The organism is Comamonas sp. 14P8.1.4, from assembly GCF_057799285.1.
Genome location: NZ_JBYOKN010000003.1, coordinates 90,184 through 107,363, shown reverse-complemented (window position 1 = coordinate 107,363; position 17,180 = coordinate 90,184). Strand labels below are relative to the sequence as shown.

At 60.5% G+C, this 17,180-nt stretch carries 14 protein-coding genes; 7 read left to right on the top strand and 7 right to left on the bottom strand.

Annotated features, from left to right (window positions below):
• Positions 1 to 95 precede the first annotated feature (95 nt).
• The 3 genes from AC27VO_RS07490 to AC27VO_RS07480 all read left to right on the top strand — a co-directional run bounded on the left by AC27VO_RS07490 (position 96) and on the right by AC27VO_RS07480 (position 2,801).
• Positions 96 to 1,073, top strand: a complete 978-nt coding sequence (locus tag AC27VO_RS07490) for an AraC family transcriptional regulator (protein WP_488666087.1) — start codon at positions 96 to 98, stop codon at positions 1,071 to 1,073.
• A gap of 114 nt (positions 1,074 to 1,187) precedes the next feature.
• Positions 1,188 to 2,315 carry a JmjC domain-containing protein gene (locus tag AC27VO_RS07485; protein WP_488666086.1) on the top strand — a complete coding sequence of 376 codons (1,128 nt, stop codon included), beginning with the start codon at positions 1,188 to 1,190 and terminating at the stop codon, positions 2,313 to 2,315.
• A 177-nt stretch (positions 2,316 to 2,492) separates the two neighbouring features.
• Positions 2,493 to 2,801, top strand: coding sequence for a hypothetical protein (locus AC27VO_RS07480; protein ID WP_488666085.1), 309 nt, complete (start codon positions 2,493 to 2,495; stop codon positions 2,799 to 2,801).
• 227 nt (positions 2,802 to 3,028) lie between these two features.
• Here AC27VO_RS07480 and bamC read toward each other — a convergent pair whose 3' ends face one another.
• The 4 genes from bamC to AC27VO_RS07460 all read right to left on the bottom strand — a co-directional run bounded on the left by bamC (position 3,029) and on the right by AC27VO_RS07460 (position 8,308).
• Entirely contained in the window at positions 3,029 to 4,138 is a 1,110-nt protein-coding gene (gene bamC, locus AC27VO_RS07475) for an NlpB/DapX family lipoprotein (protein ID WP_488666414.1), read from the bottom strand.
• A gap of 49 nt (positions 4,139 to 4,187) precedes the next feature.
• Entirely contained in the window at positions 4,188 to 5,084 is an 897-nt protein-coding gene (gene dapA, locus AC27VO_RS07470; protein ID WP_488666084.1) for a 4-hydroxy-tetrahydrodipicolinate synthase, read from the bottom strand.
• 329 nt (positions 5,085 to 5,413) lie between these two features.
• On the bottom strand, positions 5,414 to 7,567 hold the full coding sequence (locus AC27VO_RS07465; protein WP_488666083.1) for a DUF6630 family protein: 2,154 nt from the start codon (positions 7,565 to 7,567) through the stop codon (positions 5,414 to 5,416).
• 183 nt (positions 7,568 to 7,750) lie between these two features.
• A complete protein-coding gene (locus tag AC27VO_RS07460; protein ID WP_488666082.1) occupies positions 7,751 to 8,308 on the bottom strand; it encodes a class I SAM-dependent methyltransferase in 558 nt (185 codons plus the stop codon).
• 144 nt (positions 8,309 to 8,452) lie between these two features.
• On the opposite strand from AC27VO_RS07460, the gene AC27VO_RS07455 reads away from it, so the two are divergent.
• A complete protein-coding gene (locus AC27VO_RS07455; protein ID WP_488666081.1) occupies positions 8,453 to 9,364 on the top strand; it encodes a hypothetical protein in 912 nt (303 codons plus the stop codon).
• Between the two features lie 76 nt (positions 9,365 to 9,440).
• Here AC27VO_RS07455 and AC27VO_RS07450 read toward each other — a convergent pair whose 3' ends face one another.
• From AC27VO_RS07450 to AC27VO_RS07440, 3 genes are all read right to left on the bottom strand, one after another.
• Positions 9,441 to 9,917: a type III secretion system chaperone gene (locus tag AC27VO_RS07450; protein ID WP_488666080.1), complete on the bottom strand. Its 477-nt coding sequence runs from the start codon at positions 9,915 to 9,917 to the stop codon at positions 9,441 to 9,443.
• 124 nt (positions 9,918 to 10,041) lie between these two features.
• Positions 10,042 to 10,209, bottom strand: coding sequence for a hypothetical protein (locus tag AC27VO_RS07445; protein WP_488666428.1), 168 nt, complete (start codon positions 10,207 to 10,209; stop codon positions 10,042 to 10,044).
• Between the two features lie 10 nt (positions 10,210 to 10,219).
• Positions 10,220 to 11,461 (bottom strand): MFS transporter, encoded by a 1,242-nt coding sequence (locus AC27VO_RS07440; RefSeq protein ID WP_488666079.1) that lies wholly within the window; start codon positions 11,459 to 11,461, stop codon positions 10,220 to 10,222.
• A gap of 170 nt (positions 11,462 to 11,631) precedes the next feature.
• Between AC27VO_RS07440 and AC27VO_RS07435 the strand changes: the two genes are divergently transcribed.
• The 3 genes from AC27VO_RS07435 to parC all read left to right on the top strand — a co-directional run bounded on the left by AC27VO_RS07435 (position 11,632) and on the right by parC (position 17,111).
• Positions 11,632 to 13,611 carry a DNA topoisomerase IV subunit B gene (locus AC27VO_RS07435; protein WP_488666078.1) on the top strand — a complete coding sequence of 660 codons (1,980 nt, stop codon included), beginning with the start codon at positions 11,632 to 11,634 and terminating at the stop codon, positions 13,609 to 13,611.
• 139 nt (positions 13,612 to 13,750) lie between these two features.
• The gene (locus AC27VO_RS07430; protein ID WP_488666077.1) at positions 13,751 to 14,623 is read left to right on the top strand and encodes a lytic transglycosylase domain-containing protein; all 873 of its coding nucleotides are present in this window, start codon (positions 13,751 to 13,753) and stop codon (positions 14,621 to 14,623) included.
• Positions 14,624 to 14,705: 82 nt separating this feature from the next.
• On the top strand, positions 14,706 to 17,111 hold the full coding sequence (gene parC, locus AC27VO_RS07425) for a DNA topoisomerase IV subunit A (RefSeq protein WP_488666076.1): 2,406 nt from the start codon (positions 14,706 to 14,708) through the stop codon (positions 17,109 to 17,111).
• The last annotated feature ends 69 nt before the right edge of the window (positions 17,112 to 17,180 follow it).

Here is a 17,180-nt window from a genome sequence, read left to right as displayed (position 1 = left end):
GGAAAACAGTGGTTTCACCCAGGCAGATGCGCACAATGGAGCGCTTGCTAGACCCGCACTGCAGCGGGGGCTGAGCACAGCGAAAGGATGCGTGAATGACCCAGGGCTTGGCTTTGAGCACGGATGGACTCAGCGGGCGCGAGGCAGCCCAGGCCTGGCGTGACTGGATGGCCGACGTCTTCCATGGCCTGCACAGCGATTTGTATGGCGACGCTGCGTTTGAAGGCCATTTGCGTGTGGCCCATGCGGGCAGCGTGGTCATGACCCGGCTGGAGGCCAGCCGCCACCGAGTGATGCGCAGCGTGCACGGCGTGCACGACCGCAGTGGCGACTATTTGAAAATCGTGGCCCCGTGGGAAGGCATTGCGGCGGTGCGGCAAAGCGGCCAGGAATCCTGCGCGCGCGATGGCAGCTGGGTGATTTATGACACCTCCTTACCCTATGAGGTTGCCAACCCCGTCTGGTCAGAGCACCTGATCGTCATGCTGCCCAAACAAGACATTGTGGAGCGCGGCATTCGCCTGGAAGGATTGATGGGGCGCAACGTGGGGGGCAGCAGCGGCATGGCCCGGATTGCGCTGGAGACCATGCGCAGCACCTACCAGGAGCTGCCGGCCATGGCTCCGCACGTGGCGCTGCGTGCCGGGGATCTGCTGGTGGACATGGTGTCTCTGTCCTTGCAGGAGCTGATGGGCCAGTCCACCGCCATGACACAGCAACTGGCGCTGAAAGACCGTATCTGCGCCCATGTGCGCAGCCATCTGCGCGAGCCGGATTTGTCGGTCGAGAGCGTGGCTCTGGCCATGAATTGCAGCAAACGCCATGTGCACAATGCGTTTGCCGACAGCCAGACCAGCTTGGGTAGTTTTATCCAGCAAAGCCGCCTGGAGCTGTGCATGCGGGAGCTGCTGTTGCCAGCGCTGAGCGCGCGCACCATCACGGAAGTGGCCATGGGCTGCGGCTTTGTCAGCAGCGCGCATTTCAGCCGTGCGTTCAAGGCGTATACCGGCCTGTCACCGAGCGAATTTCGCGCCATTCGGGTCAAGGTTAGCAAGGCCGCAGCAGCGGCTTGAGCGCGGGCCATAGGCCGGGTGCTTCTATGGTTGAGCTGTGCTGGGTCAAGCCGCCGGGAGGTGGGCATACGACAATACGGGCTGTTTCTTTGAATCTTTGCTTGCTTTACATCCATGGACACCACACTTCCTATCGCTTTGCTCGGTGGTATTTCGCCTGAGAAATTCATGCGGACATACTGGCACAAGAAGCCGCTCTTGATCCGTCAGGCCATTCCCGGCTTCAAGCCTCTCCTGAACCGTGCACAACTGCTGGCTTTGGCAGGGGAAGAGGGCGTGGAAGCACGTTTGATCGAGCAACTGGGTGGTGGGCAGTGGAAGCTCTCGCACGGCCCGTTCCCCCGCCGCAAGCTGCCTTCGCTGGCCAAGCCAGGCTGGACAGCCCTGGTCCAAGGGGTGGACTTGCACAACGAAGCGGCCCACCAGTTACTGCAGCAATTCCGTTTTGTTCCCGATGCACGCATGGATGATCTGATGATCAGCTTCGCCACCGACCAAGGTGGCGTGGGCCCGCATTTCGACAACTACGATGTGTTCTTGCTGCAGGCCCACGGCAAGCGCCGCTGGCGCATTGGCCGCCAGAAGGACTTCAGCTTGCAGCAAGGTGTGCCGCTGAAGATTCTGACGAACTTCGAGCCTGAAGAAGAGTTTGTGCTGGAGCCCGGTGACATGCTGTATTTGCCCCCTAAGTGGGCGCACGACGGTATTGCCGAAGGCGAGTGCATGACGTATTCCGTTGGTTTCCGCTCGCCCAAACAGGACGAAATGGCGCGTGAGATCTTCCTTCGCATGTCGGACGCCCCTGACGAATGCCCCAAGGATGTGGTCTACAAGGATCCCAAGCAAGCCGCGGTGGCCACTCCTGGTCTGATTCCGGCTGACATGTATGACTTTGCCCGCGAAGCACTGAAAAAAGCCCTGGCAGAGCCCCTGGCGCTGGAGCGTGCATTGGGCGAGTACATGACCGACCCCAAGTCCAACGTCTGGTTTGAGCCGGCTGAAGGCTTCGCCATGATTGAAGGCGTGCGCTTGAACCGTCGCACCCGCATGATGTATGACGCCAAGCACATCTTCATCAACGGCGAGAGCTATCTGGCAGGCGGCAAAGACGCCAAGCTCATGCAAAAGTTGGCCGATGAACGCATGCTCAGCCACCGTGAGGTACAGCAGTTCAGCGATGACGCGCTGGAATTGCTGTCGGAGTGGGTGGATGCGGGCTGGGCGGACAGCACGAACGCGTAAATATACATATTGTTACAAACTCTGGCGTCAAACCCTGTAAACCAGAGTTGTAACGTCGGCGTTGAGGGAGAGAAGCCAGCGTAAATACGATGCCCATTTCGGGTGCCACGCTGGCCGCAGACCCAGTGCGCATGTGCGTGCTACTGCAAACCTTTCTCAACCTTTAGAGGTATAGATATGAAGAACGCTTTCATCTTGGCTACCGTTATCGCTTCTGCTGCTCTGGTCGCTTGCGGCAAGAAGGAAGAAGCTCCTGTGGCGCCTGCTGCTCCTGCTGTCGAAGCACCAGCTCCTGCTGCTGAAGTTCCTGCCGCTCCTGTTGTGGAAGCTCCTGCAACTGAAGCTGCTCCAGGACCTTTGGCTGATCAAGCCGCTGAAAAGGTCGAGCAAGCTGCTGAGAAGGTGGAACAAGCTGCTGACGCAGTGAAGGCTGAAGCTGACAAGGCTGCTGACGCTGCCAAGTCCGCTATCGAAGCTAACAAGTAATTCAGCACGGCCCGGTGCATACCGGGTGTGATGATAGAAAAACCCGCTGTGCGCAAGCACAGCGGGTTTTTCTTTGTCCTGCGCAATGACCGAGCCGGCAGGCGTGTGGAGCGGCAAGCAAGTGCCGGAGGCTGAGCACAGATGCAGTGTCTGATCGGTGACGCAACTACGGACATAAAAAAACCGCTCAGCCAAGCGGCGAGCGGTTTTTTGGAGAGAGCGCTGAATTACTTCAGTTCTTCGGCAATCACGCGCACGATGCGCTGAGCCGCTTGGGTGGTCTCGGGCTGGCCCTTGGCATCCAGAACGGTGACTTGGGTTTGGTTGCCCTCGCCACGCACGGCAATCTGGTACTGACCGGGCTTGTTCTCGGGCTTGGAGCTGAACCAGCCGCTGAACCAGCCCTTCTTCTTGGCTTCGGTGTCTGCATTCGGTGCGACATAACGCACGAAGTACACGCCCTTGGAGCGGTCACGGTCTTCCACGGTGAAGCCGGTGCGGTCCAGTGCGACGCCCACACGGCGCCATGCGCGGTCAAACGGCTCTTCCAGCTGCACAGCAGGCTGGCCATTGACGGTGGCGACCTTGGCGGTGGCCGCATTCTGTACGGTGGTGGCCTTATCGGCGGCGACCAAGGCCCGAGACTGCTCTTCGGTCGTGCCCAGCTTGATCATCAGGCGGCGCAGGAATTCGGTTTCCAGCTCTGGATCGGCTGCGCGGGGCTGCCAGATGGTGGCGTCCTTGTTGCTGTTGCTGTAGACCTCTTCCATGCCGCGGTGCGTCACGTAGATCTCGGTCTTGCCATCGGCGCGGCGCTCCAGGCGGGTGCGGAAGCGGTCGCGCTCGCTGGTGGAGTACAGCGAGTCGAACACCTTGCCCAGGGTCGAGCGAATGATGTCCTGTGGCAGCTTGGCGCGGTTTTCAGCCCAATCGGTCTCAATGATGCCCAGATCGGGCTTTTCTTGCGACAGGTTAAAGCCGTGGTCCAGCCAGAATTCGCGGGTGGGTTCCCACAGCTGGTCGACAGGACGGCTGACCACCAGCCAGCGCTTGTCGCCATCACGCTTGATTTCCACATCACCCACTTGCAGGGGGGCGGCGCGTTCCACGGTGGGTACCTGTGCCTGGCCAGCTTGCAGCGCCACGGCAGAGACCGAGCGGTCTGGTGCAGCGGTGTAGCGGGTGTCTTTGGTCAGCTGTGTCAGGTCTGGAGGGACTTCCAGCGTGCTGGCCTTCTTGGCGCTTTTGTAGTCGATCTTGCTCTCTTCGACGATGGAGCAGGCGGACAGTGCGACAGCCAGGCCAATCAGGCTGAGGCGGGCAGTAGTTTGGGTCACTTTCACGCGGAAATTCCTCGGGTGATGCAAAGACAAAAAAGCAGTGCGATTAAATCAAGCCAGCATTGCGCAGCGCGGTTTCTACCACAGGCTGGTGCGCGGCTGACAACTCGGTCATGGGCAGGCGCAGCGTGCCGCCGCAGTGGCCCATGCGGGAGACTGCCCACTTCACGGGGATGGGGTTGGCTTCGACGAACAGCTGCTTGTGCAGCGGCATCAGCTTGAACTGAATTTCCATGGCGCGCTGGATGTTGCCAGCCAGTGCGGCCGTGCACAGCTCGCTCATCAGGCGGGGCGCCACGTTGGCGGTGACGGACACATTGCCGTGGCCGCCCACCAGCATCAGGGCTACGGCAGTAGGGTCATCGCCGGAGTACACGCCAAAACCTTGAGGTACATCACGAATCAGCCATTGCGCACGTTCGATGTTGCCGGTGGCTTCTTTGATACCAAAGATGGAGTCAATTTGCGCCAGGCGCAGCACGGTGTCGTGCTGCATATCGGCCACGGAGCGGCCAGGCACGTTGTAGAGCATCATGGGCAGGTCGCCCACGGCTTCGGCGATGGCCTTGAAGTGCTGGTACTGGCCTTCTTGCGTAGGCTTGTTGTAGTAAGGCACTACTTGCAGCTGGCTGTCGGCGCCCACCTTTTTGGCGAACTTGGCCAGCTCAATGGCCTCGTGGGTGCTGTTGGCACCGCAACCGGCCATCACGGGCACACGGCCTGCGGCCTGTTCCACGGCCACGCGAATGATCTCGCAGTGCTCTTCAACATTCACCGTGGGCGACTCGCCCGTGGTGCCCACGACGCCAATGCAGTGGGTGCCTTCGGCAACGTGCCAGTCGATCAGTTTGCGCAGGCTGGGGTAGTCGACGCTACCGTCCTCGTGCATGGGGGTGACAAGGGCGACGATGCTGCCTTTCAAGGCGACTGTAGATGAGGTCATGACCGCAAGAGAAAACGGGAAAAGTGCATTCTAACGACTGTGCCTGCATTTGCTGCGTGCGTTTTATGCATGCAGACGTGAAAGCCGGCACAGAGCAAGACACGGTGTCACAGGATGTTTGAAAAAACAGAGCATTGAGCGCTGTTTACACCTGCGATAGAGGTCGAAATTGCAGCAAAAGTTCCGCCAAGCTTGCACAAAGTGCTCTGCTTTTAGGCAGTCAGGTAAAACCACGTTGCCGCCCTTTGCACTCGCCCGCTGGGCCGGCGCAGTGCCTGCCATCGTGCCAAGCCTTCGCAAAGCCGCAGCCCAACCGTGGTGAGGGCGCTTCAGGGTGCCACTTCGACGTCTTCGACCCAGGTGCGTCGCACCGCTTGATCTAGCAAATCCAGCCACTGCGGTACATCGGCACTGCGCACGACGCCAAAGCACCGCGAGTCGCCGTCGGTGGCCAGGTGCACCAATGCCAGCCCTTGGGGCGCCAAGTGCTGCGCCAGGCTGGCAAAACCGTCGCTGATCCCGTCGCCTTCGCTGGCGTGGTCCCATTGCCAGTCCTGTGCGCCGGGCAGCCAGGTGCTGTTGGCCAGTGATGTAGCGTCTTTCCAGTCGATGTGGGCAAAGTGCGTGGCAATGGCCTGCAGGTGCACCCAGTACAGTGTCAGCAGGTTTTCGTCGGCGGGCAGCTCCATATGGTCGGGGTCAAACTCGTCTTCATCGCTGTCCCAGCCCAGATCGTCCGGGTCCGGGTTGGCCACGCATTCGCGCCATTGCTGCAGCAAGTCTGCGGTTTCTGCCGCATCGCCCAGTGACAGTACTTCGGCCACAGCGTGCATCCAGTGCGGGTCTTCGCCATCGATCAGCGTCTGGCGCGTGACCGTGCTAGTGGCAGCAGGCTCGGTCAGGCGGCGAAAAACGCCACGCAGCGCATCGGCGTATTCCTGCCAGCTCTCCCCAGTGGGGGTGAAGCTGTAGTCCTTGATGGAGAACATGCCCATTTCTGCGTCCGGTCGTTCTCCCCGGAAGGTCAGCAGTGCGTGGTTTTTGACGTTCCGATTCAGCGGTGGGCACCAGATGTCCGGGGCTGCCAGCAACTGCCCCTGGGTGTTGTAGATGCGGGGTTCGCCCGCGTGGGTGAAGGCCAGCAGCTTCTTGCCGGGGAAGACCTTGGGGGGCGAGTCGTTGAAGCCACGCTCAATCAGCTCGAACTCGCAAGGCACGATTTCTCGGCCGCTGATGTGCAGCACGCCTTCGTAGGTTTGGCTGTAGGGCTCACCTTTGGCGTCGGTGGTGGGTACGCGGACGGTGGCCACGGCCAAACCGGTCTTGGCATTAAAGGCGTTGACGCGCTCGTAGCGGCTGCTGTCAAACAAAGGCTGCCCCCGGGTGTTGAGCATCAATATCTGGGGAAACTGGTGGTCGCCTGCCGAGGCGCGCAGAACGCCATCACCTTCCGGGTTGTATTCCACCTGGAAAACCGCTTCGTGCAGCAACTCCAGCCCCGGCAGGCTGCGCAGGTCTTCACGGCCTGGCACCTGGGGGTTTTGGCAGACCATGACATGCGGGGTGACGGCATAGGCATCACGGTAGCCCGCACTGCGCGGAATCACCCAGACACCGTTCAAGTCCTTGAGGCCGGATGGGGCGCCTTCGCCCGGCGCAGCCTCTGGATAGCGCACGCTGATGTAGCCCCCGGATGCATACGCCATGCTGGCACCTTCCAAGGGCTTGAGCAGCCAGCGCCCATACGGGGTGACCATGCCCACGGGCCAATCTTCACGCTCGTCTTCGCCCGGCAACTTGGCGCCGGTGCGCGGGTGGATCTTGGGCATCACGTAGTAGGTGTCTACCTCCTCATCCCAGGCGCCGTGGTAGCGCTCCACATAGTGGTCTTGGAGCCAGGCCGGCCAGTCATCGTCGTTGGCGCGTTCGATGACCTCGGTGCGGGCGATCACCGCCGGGCTCCACCAGCCCAGTTGCGAATCCGGTGATTGATGCAAATTTTGTAGCGATTCAGGCAGGCTGGTTGCGCTGCAATCCCATAAAAGGCATTGATCGCGCAGGGCGTGCAAGAAGGTGGTGAATTCCGGTTCGTCAAAGTCGTGCGGGCACAGCGTAGCGCAGTCCAGCAGTAGCCATTGGCGGGTGCTAGAGGTGATGGTGGCGTCAATGGCTTGCCATTGTTTTTGGATGGACGCAGGCCATTGCCCGGCCCATGGCGCCATCTGCTTTTTCAACCACTGCCAGCGCTCTTTCACGCTCTCCATGGGGGCTGCCAGAGCCGAGGGGTGCTCTTTGTCCTGGTAGGCGCTGCAGGGCACCAGCAACGGCAATTGCTGTGCATCACCCAGCAGCAGCTGAAACAGCAGTGGTGTGTGATCAAACCATTCCGCCCAGCCATCACAAGCGCCGCCGGGCTCCGCAGGCCAATCGGTGGTGGCTGTGGGGAATTCATCGTGGGCAAGTAGCAGGGCGTAGCGGGGCATGGGGCGTGTTGCAGCGGGGGAAGGACAGAGAGACGGGATATGGGGCGTGGAGGGGCGCACGATCTTGGCACCAGAGCGGAGTGCAGCGCTGCGTGGCCCCGCGTCATGCCTGCCGCTTTAGTCGTAAGCAAGTGCAACCCCTTGGGCTGCGCTGCAGGGCGGTGGTGCAGCGTTGCCAGGCGTTCAGGGCAGTGCGCGTGGCGTGTACTCGCCACCGGGGCAGATGGCAGCAATGCGCTGCACGACGCGGTCGGGCTGGCTGCGCAAGCCATGCTCGTAGGCCACGATGTGCCAGCCTGCACATACCTGCAGCAGTTCACCCGGTGCCAGCAAAAAATCCGGGCGGGATGGCTTGCCGTAGTGCTCGTTGCCTTGGGCGAAGGTTTCGTACAGCAGCACGCCGCCTGCCCGCACGCTGGACAGTATTTGTGGCCACAGCGGGCGCCACAGGTAGTTGGTCACCACCACCGCATCAAACTGCTGACCTGGCAGAGGCCAGGGGGCATTTTCGATGTCGACCTGTAGCACCTTGCCAAATGAACAGGCCGCCTGTACTGCATCTGCAGAGCGATCTACTCCTGTTACGGTATGTCCGTGTGTTGCAAGCCACTGCATGTGCCTACCTTGGCCACAGGCAATGTCTAAAACTTTGCCATTTTCAAAGAGTAAATGTGTCCATTGGCGGACCCAACTAGAAACTATGAGCTGGCTGTTTGGGGGAAATGAAGGTGAAGTGCTCATTGAGGTGGAATAAACCGCTGAACCTTGCAGCGGGAATAAATTTCGTACAGCGATAAGGTTAGCGGTTGGAACTCATCGCGTCCTATTGTTACTTATTGGTATCCCATCTCATCCGTTTTTGGGGAATCAAGAGAGGCATGCGCCATGGTGACAAACAATGTGGGCGGAACACCTGTTCAGCAGTACACGGGTATCAGCAGAGTTGATCAAGATGCTCAAGACAGCCAAGTTCCAGCAAACGCTGATGGCCAGTCAGTAACATCAACTTCTAGTGTATTCAGACGGTTTTTTAATTGGATTTCTGGAGCAAATACAGGGGCAGTTCCAGCGTTTAGTGCATCGTTGGCGAATAATTCCAATTCATCGCATGTTGACGATGCGTTCAAACTTACAGAGCCTTCCCAGACATTGAACAGCTTCTTGGGTGAGTCGAGTGGCGGCGGTAACGTAGGAGATTCTCGCGCCTTAGATTCGAGAGCCTCGTTTCCCGGTAAAGATGATGATGGCCCACCGGCCTATGGGACGCTGTTTTCTGCTTCAGAGGGGCGTGCGCAATCTCCGACTTATGAAGGGCATGGGCTTCCAAACACGGGAATGAACCCTGCGTTTGCTGCATTGTTGGCAAACAATGTCAGTTCATTACTCGTTGATGACACCTTTAGGCTTTCCGAGCCTACTCAGACGCTGGACAATTTTTTAGGGGATACGGAAGAATTGCTTGCTAGCCAGACGTTAGATAGTTTTCTAGCTGCCTCGGAAGATGTGGTTGTTCCACAAACATTGGAAGGTTTCTTGGGCGAATCGAGAGAAACTGCAAATCAGATAGGTTCTGATGATGAGCTTCCTTCCTATGAGGCTTCATCTACTGCTTTGGAAGAGGGCGCGCATCCTCCGGTCTATGGGGATCCGCCGCCCGCATATGAGGGCACAACTCTTCCTCCAGCCTATGGGGATCTACCACCCGCATATGAAGGAGATGCTCTTCCTCCAGCCTATGGGGATCTGCCCCCGGCTTATGAGCAGGAGGGGCTTCCGAACGGTAATGAGAAAATCTAACGACTACTCCAATGTTTAAAACTTGAATCCCTTTTTTTAAGTGCAGTGTGCAATAACACGCAGCCATCTATCTGGGTTATGCGAGATGGCTAACTCTGCCTTGGCTCATCAAGGAAAAAAGGGATTCATCTGGTATGGGAGTCGGAGCAGCGGTGTTGGTGGAAACTAGTGCACGTGCCTGCTCGGCCACGCGCAGGAAGGCCTCGAAAGAGGTTTCAAGATCGTTGACCTCCATGTGTCGGGCATCAATGCGCCGAGATAGCATGATTTCACCAGTCTTAGGGTGAATGCCCAGAGTGTGGCCTTCAGTGCCAAGACCACCGTAGTTGGCAGCCATCATGCGTGAGAGCAATTGAACAGGTGGACTGTTGGGGTCACGCAGAGAGCCTACCGCACCGTAGAGCATCATTTGCGGGCTGCTGGGTGAAGTTTGTAAGTGCACTTGCTGATCATCGAATGTCAGCAGGCAATGCCCTTGGTCATCGAGCCGGAGTCCCTCGATACCCATGGACCTACCAAAATCTTGCAATACTGGACTGATGAATGCTTTCATGGCTACTTGCCCCTGTTGGTCGCTGGTGGATCAGTTGAGCAATTGAGTAACGGGCGCCGTCGAAAGGTTCCTTGAGCATGAAGCTAAAAGGTGTGCGTTATGGACCTCCCTAGCTAGTGCCGCGCTAGAAGCAGGCCCAAATCTGGTCTGCCAGTGTGCGCATGAATTCCGGGCGTGTGTACAGGGCAAACACCGCCAGCAGCACGGCCAGAACCACGGCCCAGATCAGCACCCGCTGCCATGTGGGCAGGGGGTGTGGCGTGGCCATGGGGGCATCTGGGTGTGGGGTCATGGCGCTGATCTTACGTCGCAGCCACGGGCTGCTTGCGCTGTAAGGGGGATTCGTTCACCGGCAGGTTCACCAGGGCGGCAAACACACCCAGGGCGATGGACAGGTACCAGACCATGTCGTAGTTGCCGTTCAGGTCGTACAGATAGCCGCCCAGCCACACGCCCATGAAGCTGCCAATCTGGTGGCTGAAAAACACAAAGCCACCCAGCATGGACAGGTGCTGCACACCAAAAATCTGGGCGATCGTCGCATTCGTCAGTGGCACGGTGGACAGCCACAGAAAGCCCATGGCTGCGGTAAACATGTACACCGACCAGGGCGACAGCGGCGCCAGCAGGAACAGCACCGTCACCACCGAGCGCATGCCGTAAATGCCCGCCAGCACATGGCGCTTGTTCAGTGGGTATTTCTGGCCGAGGTTGCCCGCCAGGTAGGTACCAAAGATGTTGAACAGCCCCACCAGCGCCAGCCCGATGCTGGCCACGTGCGGGGCCATGCCAAAGTCCTTGAGGTAGCTGGGCATGTGCACTCCGATGAACATCACCTGAAAGCCGCAGACAAAGTAGCCCGCCGTCAGCCAGACAAAGCTGGGCGTGGTCCAGGCTTCTTTGAGTGCCTGAGCAATCGTCTGCTCGCGCTGGGGCGCTGCACCGCTGGCAAAGCCCGGCTCACGCAGGCCAAAAGCCAGCACGCAGATGATCAGCGCCATCACAGCCAGAATCAGCAGCGCGTTGCTCCAGCCAAAGGCGCTGATCAGACCACCTTCCACCGGCACCATGAAAAACTGCCCGAAGGAGCCTGCCGCCGCCGTCACGCCCATGGCCCAGCTGCGCTTGTCGGCAGGAATCTGCCGCCCCAGCACACCGTAGACCACGGCATAGGTGGTGCCCGCTTGGGCGGCGCCAATCACCAGACCGGCGAACACGGCAAACAGCAAGGTGGTCGGGGCCAGTGCCATACCGGCCAGCCCCAGGGCATACAGAACAGCCCCGCCAATCAGCACCTTGAAGGCGCCAATGCGGTCGGCCAGCATGCCCACAAAAATACCAAAAACACCCCACGAGAGGTTTTGAATGGCAATCGCCAGTGAAAAACTCTCGCGCGTCCAGCCCATGTCCTGCGTAATGGGTTGCAGCCACAGACCAAAGCCGTGGCGAATGCCCATGGCCAGGGTGACGATCAGGCCGCCGCACAGCAGCACTTGCAGCATGGGCAAACGGGCAGGGGACGATGGTTGTAATTGGTTTTGCATGGGCAGCAATGTAGCGAAATGCTTCGCGAAAAGCTGCAACATGCGGGATACGCATTGCGCAAACCCGCCATCGGATGGCACGATGGATGTTTTGCGCTAGCCGGAGTCCGCGATTGGTTACTGTGAATTTATCCAGCACTGAGCTGTGGCCGGAACTACAATCCGCCCCCATGGCAGCTAAACCCTCTACTTCTGCATCCGCCTATTCGGAAGGCTCAATCCGCGTGCTCAAGGGCCTGGAGCCCGTCAAGCAGCGTCCTGGCATGTACACCCGTACCGACAACCCCTTGCACATCCTGCAAGAGGTGATCGACAACGCGGCGGACGAAGCCCTCGCCGGATACGGCAAGAAAATCAAGGTCACCTTGCACACCGACGGCTCTGTCAGTGTGGAAGACGATGGCCGTGGCATTCCCTTTGGTCTGCACCCCGAAGAAAAGGCCCCCGTGGTGGAACTGGTCTTCACCCGTCTGCATGCGGGCGGCAAGTTCGACAAGGGCAACGGCGGGGCTTACAGCTTCTCCGGCGGCCTGCACGGCGTGGGTGTGTCGGTGACGAATGCCTTGTCCACCCGCCTGGAAGTGGCGGTGCACCGCGACGGCAAGGTCGCCACCCTGGCGTTTTCGGGCGGCGATGTGGTCGAGCCCCTGACCACCCGCACCATGGCCAGCGGTGACCGCAAGCAAGGCACCACCGTGCGCGTATGGCCCGACGCTAAATATTTTGATAGCGCCAACCTGCCCATGCATGAGCTGGTGCACCTGTTGCGCTCCAAAGCCGTGCTCATGCCCGGTGTCAGCGTCACGCTCACCAACGAAAAGAACAAAGACGTTCAGCAGTGGCAGTACAAGGGCGGCCTCAAAGACTATCTGTCGCAAACGCTCCACGCTGACCCGGTCATTCCTTTGCTCGAAGGCGAAGGTTATGCCGACAAGCACAATGACACCTTCAGCGAAGGCGAAGGTGCCGCATGGTGCCTGGCGTTCACCGAACTCGGCGCGCCCATGCGCGAGAGCTACGTCAACCTGATTCCCACCACCGCAGGCGGCACGCATGAAAGCGGCCTGCGCGACGGCCTGTTCCAGGCCGTCAAGGGTTTTATCGAGCTGCATGCGCTGTGCCCCAAGGGCGTCAAGCTCATGCCGGATGACGTGTTCGCACGCGCCAGCTTTGTGCTGTCGGCCAAGGTGCTCGATCCGCAGTTCCAGGGCCAGGTCAAGGAAAAGCTCAACAGCCGCGACGCCGTACGTCTGGTCTCTGGCTTTGTCAAACCCGCCATGGAGCTGTGGCTCAACGCCAATGTCGAGCACGGCAAGAAGCTGGCCGAACTGGCCATCAAGGCCGCGCAAGTGCGCCAAAAGGCCGGCCAGAAGGTGGAAAAGCGCAAGGGCAGCGGCGTGGCCGTGTTGCCCGGCAAGCTCACCGACTGCGAAAGCCGTGACATTGCCGACAACGAAGTGTTTCTGGTGGAGGGTGACTCCGCCGGTGGCTCGGCCAAGATGGGGCGTGACAAGGCCACCCAAGCCGTGCTGCCCCTGCGCGGCAAGGTGCTCAACACCTGGGAGGTCGATCGCGATCGCCTGTTTGCCAACAACGAAGTGCACGACATTTCCGTGGCCATTGGCGTCGACCCCCACGGCCCCCATGACGAGCCCGACCTGTCCGGCCTGCGCTACGGCAAGATTTGCATCTTGAGCGATGCGGACGTGGACGGCTCGCACATCCAGGTGCTGCTGCTCACGCTGTTCTTCAAGCACTTCCCCAAGCTGATTGAAGCCGGCCATGTGCACATTGCGCTGCCGCCGCTGTTCCGCGTGGACGTGCCAGCACGCGCCAAAAAGCCTGCTGTGAAGGTGTATGCGCTGGATGAGGGTGAACTCAACGCCATCCTCGACAAAGCCGCCAAGGAAGGCGTGCCGCGTGAGAAGTGCCAGATCAGCCGCTTCAAGGGCTTGGGCGAGATGAATGCCGAGCAGCTGTGGGAAACCACGCTCAATCCGGACACGCGCCGCCTGCTGCCCGTGCAGGTGCAGGGGCTGGATGCGGCGGCTTCGGCCGAAATCTTCGACCAGCTCATGGGCAAAGGCGAAGCCGCCTCGCGCCGCGAGCTGATGGAAGTGCACGGCGACGCTGTGGAAGTGGACATTTGATCTGCACACGCGGCATGCGCCAGCGCCTCGCACCTGGGCACGCCTGCGCTGGCAAGCGCGGGTGGTCAGCGCCGAATCTCGATACGGCGGTAGGGTGTGGCACTTGGGGCATTGCGCCAGTGGTGCTTAAATGTGAGTGATGACTAACACCTCTTCACCCCTCATAGCCATAGTCAATGTCTGCCGCCGCCCACTGGGGCGGTTGCCGCATTGGCTGGCGCGCGCAGCCTGCGCGGTGGGGGTGGTGGCTGGTGCTTCACTGGCACAGGCGCAAACCTGGTTTTTTGTGGATAACGACGGCGTGCTGCACTATGCCCAGGAACAGCTCGATGCGCGCTACCAGCGCTTTTCGATGACCACCCTGGAGCCCGGTGACGGCCCGCTGTTTGTCGACATCCGCAATGCGGCCAACCAGCTGGCCCTGGCGTCTGAAAAAGACCGCCACGCTGCCACGCGCTACTTTGCCAACAGCAGCGGCTACAAGCTGCATGCCAAACACATTCAGGCTGCGGCCCACAAAGTGGGCGTGGATGAGCAATTGCTCAAAGCCATTGCCACGGCAGAGTCGGGTTTCAACGCCTCGGCCGTCTCGCCCAAGGGCGCGATAGGGCTGATGCAGGTCATCCCCGACACCGCTGCCCGCTTTGGTGTGGAGGGCGATCGCAAACGCACCATCACGCAAAAGCTCAAAGATCCGGCCATCAACGTGCCTGTCAGCGCGCGCTATGTGCGCTACCTGCAAAGCCTGTTTCCCGGCCGCACCGACCTGGTGGTGGCCGCCTACAACGCTGGCGAAGGGGCGGTACAACGCTATGGCAACAAAATTCCGCCTTTCAAGGAAACCCAGAACTACGTCAAAACCGTGATGACCCTGTACGCTAGCCTGCAACCCACCCTGTTTGCCGAGCCCGGCATCAGCCTGTATGGCGGCAACGCACGGCTGACGCACAGCCCGGCGGACGACCACCGCCTGCGCATGACCATTCCCGCAGTCGCAGACAGCAATCCCTGATCTGCGCTGCCGCACCAGTCAACCCAGCAGGGCCAGGGCGTTGGAGGAGACGCCCACCACTGCTGCCAAGAACTAAGAAACTATGAGCGATCACGACCAACCTGAAGCCGAAGTAGAAGTTTCCACCCCCGCACAACCCCCGGCCAAGCCGCCTTTGTTGGACTTGGCCACCCAGGCCGCCGGCGACGCGCTGGAGCTGGGCCAGTACGCCCAGCGTGCGTACCTGGAATACGCGCTCAGCGTGGTCAAGGGCCGTGCTCTGCCCGATGTGGCCGACGGCATGAAGCCCGTGCAGCGCCGCATTCTGTACGCCATGGACCGCATGGGCCTGAGCTACTCGGGCACCAACAACAACACGGCCGCCAAGCCCGTCAAATCGGCCCGCGTGGTCGGTGATGTGCTGGGCCGCTTTCACCCGCACGGTGACCAGTCGGCGTACGATGCCCTGGTGCGTATGGCGCAAGACTTCAACCAGCGCTACCCGCTGATCGACGGCCAAGGCAACTTCGGCAGCCGCGACGGTGACGGCGCCGCCGCCATGCGTTACACCGAAGCGCGCCTGTCCAAAATCACCACGCTGCTGCTCGATGAAATCGACGAAGGCACGGTCAACTTCGTGCCCAACTACGACGGCAGCACGCAAGAGCCCAGCCAGCTGCCCGCGCGCCTGCCGTTCTCGCTGCTCAACGGTGCCAGCGGCATTGCCGTGGGCATGGCCACGGAAATCCCCAGCCACAACCTGCGCGAAGTGGCCGATGCCTGCGTGGCGCTGCTCAAAAAGCCTGCGCTGACGGATGACGAGCTGTTTGCCCTCATCCCCGGCCCCGACTACCCCGGTGGCGGCCAGATCATCAGCAGCACGCACGACATTCGCCACGCCTACAGCACCGGCCGCGGCAGCCTGAAAGTACGCGCCCGCTGGACCATTGAAGACCTGGCGCGCGGCCAGTGGCAAATGGTGGTCAACGAGCTGCCCCCGGGCGTCTCGGCCCAGAAAATCTTGGAAGAGATCGAGGAGCTGTCCAACCCCAAGGTCAAGACCGGCAAAAAAGCCCTCACGCAAGACCAGCAGCAGCTCAAGGCCACCATCCTCAGCGTGCTGGACGGCGTGCGTGACGAATCCAGCAAAGACGCCCCCGTGCGCCTGGTGATCGAGCCCAAGACCGGCAAAACCCCGCAGCAAGACCTCATCACCACCTTGCTGGCACACACCAGCCTGGAGAGCAACTCCAGCATCAACCTGACCATGATTGGCTTGGATGGCAAGCCCGTGCAAAAGTCGCTGCGCCAGATGCTGCAAGAGTGGGTGGAATTCCGCCAGACCACCATCACCCGCCGCTCGCAGCACCGCCTGGAGAAGGTGCAGGCCCGCATCCACATTCTGGAAGGCCGCCAGATCGTCTTGCTCAACATCGACGAGGTGATTGCCATCATCCGCGAGAGCGACGAGCCCAAGGCCGCGCTGATTGCCCGCTTTGACCTGAGCGACCGCCAGGCCGAAGATATTCTGGAAATTCGCCTGCGCCAGTTAGCCCGCCTCGAAGCGATCAAGATCGAGAAAGAGCTCAACGAGCTGCGCGAAGAAGAAGGCAAGCTGCAAGACATCCTGGCCAACCCCAAGAGCCTGCAGCGTCTGATGGTCAAAGAGATCGAATCCGACGCCAAAACCTTCGCCGACGAGCGCCGCACACTCATTCAGGAAGAGAAAAAAGTCACCGCCGAAATCAAGGTGCCCGACGAGCCCATCACCGTCATCATCTCGGACAAGGGCTGGGTGCGCACGCACAAGGGCCACGGCCACGAGGCGGGCAACTTCAGCTTCAAGGCCGGTGACCAGCTGTGGGGCACGTTTGAGTGCCGCACGGTGGACCAGCTCATCGTCTTTGGCAACAACGGCCGCGTCTACAGCGTGCCCGTGGCCACCTTGCCCGGCGGCCGTGGCGACGGCCAGCCCATCAACACCCTGATCGACCTGGAAGCCGGCAGCAAAATCGCCAGCTACTTCGCCGGCCCGGTCAGCGCGCAACTGCTCATCAGTGGCAGCGGCGGTTATGGCTTCATCGCCAAGGTCGAATCCATGTGCGCCCGCAACAAGGGCGGCAAGGGCTTTGTCACCATCCAGGACGGCGAAACCCTGTGCCAGCCCTCCGTCATCGGTGGCACCAACGGCAGCGTGGAACTGCCCGACGCCACCCACGTCGCCTGCCTGACGGCCAGCGGCAATGTGCTGACCTATGCCCTGTCCGAACTCAAGCTCATGACCGGCGGGCGCGGCCTGCAGCTGATGAAGGTCGAGGACCAGGACACCCTGGTCGGTGCCGCTGCCTACACCCGCTCCGTGCGCATCACCGGCGTGGGCCGCGGCGGCAAGGAGCGGGAGGAGTCGCTGGAGATCCGCTCGCTGAATGCCGCACTGGGCAAGCGCGGCGCCAAGGGCAAGACCACGGGGTGGACGTTCAAGCCCACGGGGATTTTCCGGGCGGAGTAAGTTTTCTTTGTTTTGATAGCTGGTGGCGCTTGCTGGATCAGCGCTAGAGGCTAAAAAGGCTGTTAACTA

Excerpts from the sequence above, each read along its gene's own strand:
- AC27VO_RS07490 (WP_488666087.1), top strand. The coding sequence starts at position 96 with ATGACCCAGGGCTTGGCTTTGAGCACGGATGGACTCAGCGGGCGCGAG.
- AC27VO_RS07485 (WP_488666086.1), top strand. The coding sequence starts at position 1,188 with ATGGACACCACACTTCCTATCGCTTTGCTCGGTGGTATTTCGCCTGAG.
- AC27VO_RS07480 (WP_488666085.1), top strand. The coding sequence starts at position 2,493 with ATGAAGAACGCTTTCATCTTGGCTACCGTTATCGCTTCTGCTGCTCTG.
- dapA (WP_488666084.1), bottom strand. The coding sequence starts at position 5,084 with ATGACCTCATCTACAGTCGCCTTGAAAGGCAGCATCGTCGCCCTTGTC.
- AC27VO_RS07465 (WP_488666083.1), bottom strand. The coding sequence starts at position 7,567 with ATGCCCCGCTACGCCCTGCTACTTGCCCACGATGAATTCCCCACAGCC.
- AC27VO_RS07460 (WP_488666082.1), bottom strand. The coding sequence starts at position 8,308 with ATGAGCACTTCACCTTCATTTCCCCCAAACAGCCAGCTCATAGTTTCT.
- AC27VO_RS07455 (WP_488666081.1), top strand. The coding sequence starts at position 8,453 with ATGGTGACAAACAATGTGGGCGGAACACCTGTTCAGCAGTACACGGGT.
- AC27VO_RS07450 (WP_488666080.1), bottom strand. The coding sequence starts at position 9,917 with ATGAAAGCATTCATCAGTCCAGTATTGCAAGATTTTGGTAGGTCCATG.
- AC27VO_RS07445 (WP_488666428.1), bottom strand. The coding sequence starts at position 10,209 with ATGACCCCACACCCAGATGCCCCCATGGCCACGCCACACCCCCTGCCC.
- AC27VO_RS07440 (WP_488666079.1), bottom strand. The coding sequence starts at position 11,461 with ATGCAAAACCAATTACAACCATCGTCCCCTGCCCGTTTGCCCATGCTG.
- AC27VO_RS07435 (WP_488666078.1), top strand. The coding sequence starts at position 11,632 with ATGGCAGCTAAACCCTCTACTTCTGCATCCGCCTATTCGGAAGGCTCA.
- AC27VO_RS07430 (WP_488666077.1), top strand. The coding sequence starts at position 13,751 with ATGACTAACACCTCTTCACCCCTCATAGCCATAGTCAATGTCTGCCGC.
- parC (WP_488666076.1), top strand. The coding sequence starts at position 14,706 with ATGAGCGATCACGACCAACCTGAAGCCGAAGTAGAAGTTTCCACCCCC.